The sequence below is a fragment of the Phenylobacterium sp. genome (genome assembly GCF_036263695.1).
Classification (GTDB): Bacteria; Pseudomonadota; Alphaproteobacteria; order Caulobacterales; family Caulobacteraceae; genus Phenylobacterium.
On the sequence record NZ_DATAGM010000103.1, the window covers coordinates 1 to 3,848 of the forward strand.

A 3,848-nucleotide genomic window follows, 5' to 3' on the forward strand; every position below is an offset into this window, starting at 1 on the left:
GGATTTCTCGTTCACCGAGCCGCGCTTCATGGGGCGCGACCTGCGCGCGACCTTCGACCTCTACCACTTCCGCCAGGACTATTCAGAGTTCCAGTCCTACACCACCGCCGCCACCGGCGGCGGCGTTCGGTTCGGCTTCCCGCTGACGCTGAACTCCTTCGGCTCCGTCCGCTACACCCTGCGGCACGACTCCGTGGAGATCCCCAGCGGCATCTGCGAGACCGCCTTCGTCTCGCGGGTGTTCTGCGAGCAGGAAGGCGACTACCTGACCTCGCTGGTCGGCTACACCTGGCGCTGGGACAAGCGGAACGACCCCGTCGTCCCGACCCGTGGCTTCTACACGACGGTCAGCCAGGACTTCGCGGGCCTCGGCGGCGACGTGAACTACCTGCGCAGCGAAGTCGAAGGGGCCTGGTACCACGGCTTCAACAAGGACTTTAAGCTGAGCGTGTCGGGCTCGGCCGGCTACATCACCGGCTTCGGCTCCGAGCGGATCCGCATCAACGACCGCTTCTACAAGGGCGGCAACAACTTCCGCGGCTTCGAGACGGCCGGCGTCGGCCCTCGGGACCTGACCGGCGGCCTGAACGAGCCGCTCGGCGGCAAGCTCTACGCCATCGGATCTGTCGAGCTGGAGATCCCGACCTTCATCCCCGAGCAGTACGGGATCAAGGCGGCGCTGTTCAGCGACTTCGGCACCGTCGGCCAGCTCGACGACGAAGAGCTTCTCTACCGGGCCGGGGACCTGGACTGCCTGAACCCGACGATCGAGGATCCAGCCAATCCGGGCACCTTCCTGCCCAATCCGGCCATGCCCGGGACGCGCAACACCTGTATCCGCGACGACACGTCCCTGCGCGCTTCGGCCGGCATTAGCATATTCTGGCGATCTCCGATGGGGCCCATCAGGTTCGACTTCAGCCAGATTTTGGCCAAAGAAGACTACGACAAGACCGAAACCTTCCGGTTTTCCACCTCAACCAGGTTCTGATCCCTATGAAAATCCAGTCCATCGTGGCGAGCGCCTGCGTTGCAGCGCTTAGCTTCACCGCCACATCGGCGCTGGCCCAGGCCCGGCCGGCCCAACCTGCACAGCAACAGCAACAGGCGCCGCAGATCACCCACGGCGCGGCGCTCAGCGGCGTCTGCACCATCGATCCGCAGGCCAGCGTCCTGGCGACCAACGCGGTTCAGGCCGTCGAACGCAAGATCAACTCCGAGTTTGCCGCCGAAGGCCAGAAGCTCCAGCAGGAGCTGGCGCCCTACCAGAACAATCCGCAGAGCACGCCCGAGGCGCTTCGCAAGCGCGTGCAGGACCTGCAGACCAAGATGTCCGCTCGCCGCAACAACCTGCAACCGGCCGAGCGCCAGGCGCAGGAGCAGATCGCCAATCAGATCTCCCCGACGATCGCCGAGGTCTACCAGCAACGCCGCTGCAGCGTGCTGATCGACCGTAACGTGCTGGTCATCGGCAACCCGTCCATGGACATCACCCAGGCCGTCGTCGACCGCCTCAACCAGAAGGTCCCGGCTCCGGCCCTGGCCGCCGCCGCTCCGGCCGCTCCCGCCGCCACGGCCCAGCGCCGCTGACGCGCGTCGCATCGCGGGTAGGATAGCGCATGCCCGACCCGCGATTCTTCGAGACCGGCTCCCCTATCTCCCTCGGCCACCTCGCCGAGCTGACGGGGGCCGAGCTCAGCCGGCCCGAGGCCGCCGGCCTGGCCATCACCGCCGTGGCGGTGCTTGGCCGGGCGGGCCCGGGCACCATCACCTTCCTGTCTGACCGCCGCTACGCCTCGCAGCTCGCCGCCAGCGAAGCCAGCGCGGCCTTCGTGGGCGCACGCGAGGCGGCCTCGGCGCCTGAGGGCTGCGTGGCGCTGATCACGCCCCATCCGCAGGCCGCCTACGCCGCCGCCGCCGAGCGACTGCACCGGCCCCGCCAGATCGAAGGCGGGGAGGCGATCTCGCCGTCGGCCAGGCTGGAGGAGGGGGTGCGGTTTGCGCCTAACGTCATCATCGGTCCCGGCGCGGAGATCGGCCGCGGAACGGTGCTGGGGCCCGGCGTGGTCATCGGCCCCGGGGTCGCCATCGGCCGCGACTGCCAGGTGGGCGCCAACGCCGTCATCGGCTTTTCGCTGATCGGCGACCGTGTGCGCATCCTTGCGGGCGCGGTGATCGGCGAGCCGGGTTTCGGCGCCGCCGCCGGCCCGACCGGCGTGGTGGATATTCCCCAGCTCGGCCGGGTGATCCTCCAGGACGGGGTGACGGTCGGCGCGAACACCTGCATAGACCGCGGCGCCTTCGACGACACCGTCATCGGCGAGAACACGAAGATCGACAACCAGGTGCAGATCGCCCACAACGTCCGCGTCGGACGCAACTGCGCCATGGCGGCTCACACGGGCATCTCAGGCAGCGTTGTCATCGGCGACGGCGTCCAATTCGGCGGCCGCGCCGGCGTTGCAGACCACGTCGTGATCGGCCCCGGCGCACGCATCGCGGCGGCGTCCGGCGTCATGAAGGACGTGCCCGCCGGCGAGACCTGGGGCGGATCTCCGGCCCGGCCGCTGAAGCGCTGGATGCGCGAGACGGCCTGGATCGCGAAGATGGCGGCCCGCCGCAGGGAGGGAGCGGAACAATGAGCCGTAAGGCCCCGGTCAACGAGGCCCCGGGCGACATCGACATCAGCGAGATCGTCAAGCGGATCCCCCACCGCTACCCGTTCCTGCTGGTCGATCGCGCGGAGGACTACAAGGCCCACCAGTCGATCGTCGGCATCAAGTGCGTGACGATCAACGAGCCCTTCTTCGTGGGCCATTTCCCGGAATACCCGGTGATGCCCGGCGTGCTGATCGTCGAGGCCCTGGCCCAGACCGGCGCGGTGCTGATGTCCAAGTCGCTGAACGTGGACGTGGCCGGCAAGACCATCTTCTTCACCTCCCTCGACAACTGCCGCTTCCGCGCGCCCGTGCGGCCGGGCGACGTGCTGCGCATGCCTGTTGAGGTGGTGCGGGCCAGGGGCGACATGTTCAAGTTCCGCGGCCGCGGCTTGGTGGGCGACCGCGTGGCCGCCGAGGCGGAGTTCGCGGCCATGGTGGTTGAGACCCAGTGAGCGTCACCGTCCATCCGACCGCCATCATCGAGGACGGCGCCGAGCTGGCCGAGGGCGTCAGCATCGGTCCGTTTTCGATCATCGGCCCGAATGTGCGCATCGGGGCCCGGACCAAGGTCTTGGCCCACGTGGTCATCGAAGGTCACACGGAGATCGGCGCGGACTGCACGATCCGCAACTTCTCGAACCTAGGGGGGCCGCCACACCATGGCGGATACCGGGGCGAGCCGACCCGCCTGGTGATCGGCGATCGGAACCTGATCTGGGAACACGTGACCATGCACATCGGGACGCCCCAGGGCGGCGCCCTGACGAAGGTCGGCAACGACGGCATGTACATGGCGACCTGCCACGTGGGACACGACGCCGAGGTCGGCGACAACGTGGTGCTCGCCCACTCCGCGACCCTTGCAGGCCACGTCACTGTCGGCGACTTCGTCACGATCAGCGGCCTGGCGGCCGTGCACCAGTACTGCCGGGTCGGCCGCTACTCCTTCATCGGCGGCCTGGCGGCGGTGACCAAGGACGTCATCCCCTACGGCCTGGTCTGGGGAAACCACGCCCACCTGGAGGGGCTGAACCTGGTCGGCTTGAAGCGCCGGAACTTCTCGCGCGAAACCATCAGCGAGCTGCGCTCGGCCTACCGGCTGCTGTTCGCAGAGGAAGGGACATTCCAGGAGCGGGTGGTGGACACGGCCGCCACCTTCGGTCACAGCGCGCCGGTGATGGAGATCAT

At 68.3% G+C, this 3,848-nt stretch carries 5 protein-coding genes; all 5 read left to right on the forward strand.

The window, feature by feature from the left end; genetic code table 11:
- On the forward strand, positions 1 to 991 hold a 991-nt coding region (locus VHK87_RS04125; protein WP_329633630.1), incomplete at its 5' end, for a BamA/TamA family outer membrane protein.
- 5 nt (positions 992 to 996) lie between these two features.
- Positions 997 to 1,590 carry an OmpH family outer membrane protein gene (locus VHK87_RS04130; RefSeq protein WP_329633631.1) on the forward strand — a complete coding sequence of 198 codons (594 nt, stop codon included), beginning with the start codon at positions 997 to 999 and terminating at the stop codon, positions 1,588 to 1,590.
- Positions 1,591 to 1,619: 29 nt separating this feature from the next.
- On the forward strand, positions 1,620 to 2,642 hold the full coding sequence (lpxD, locus tag VHK87_RS04135) for a UDP-3-O-(3-hydroxymyristoyl)glucosamine N-acyltransferase (protein WP_329633632.1): 1,023 nt from the start codon (positions 1,620 to 1,622) through the stop codon (positions 2,640 to 2,642).
- Positions 2,639 to 3,112: a 3-hydroxyacyl-ACP dehydratase FabZ gene (gene fabZ, locus VHK87_RS04140; RefSeq protein WP_329633633.1), complete on the forward strand. Its 474-nt coding sequence runs from the start codon at positions 2,639 to 2,641 to the stop codon at positions 3,110 to 3,112. The genes lpxD and fabZ overlap by 4 nt, the downstream gene beginning before the upstream one ends.
- Positions 3,109 to 3,848: acyl-ACP--UDP-N-acetylglucosamine O-acyltransferase (gene lpxA, locus VHK87_RS04145; RefSeq protein ID WP_329633634.1), on the forward strand; the 740-nt coding region annotated here is incomplete at its 3' end. The genes fabZ and lpxA, both read left to right, overlap by 4 nt.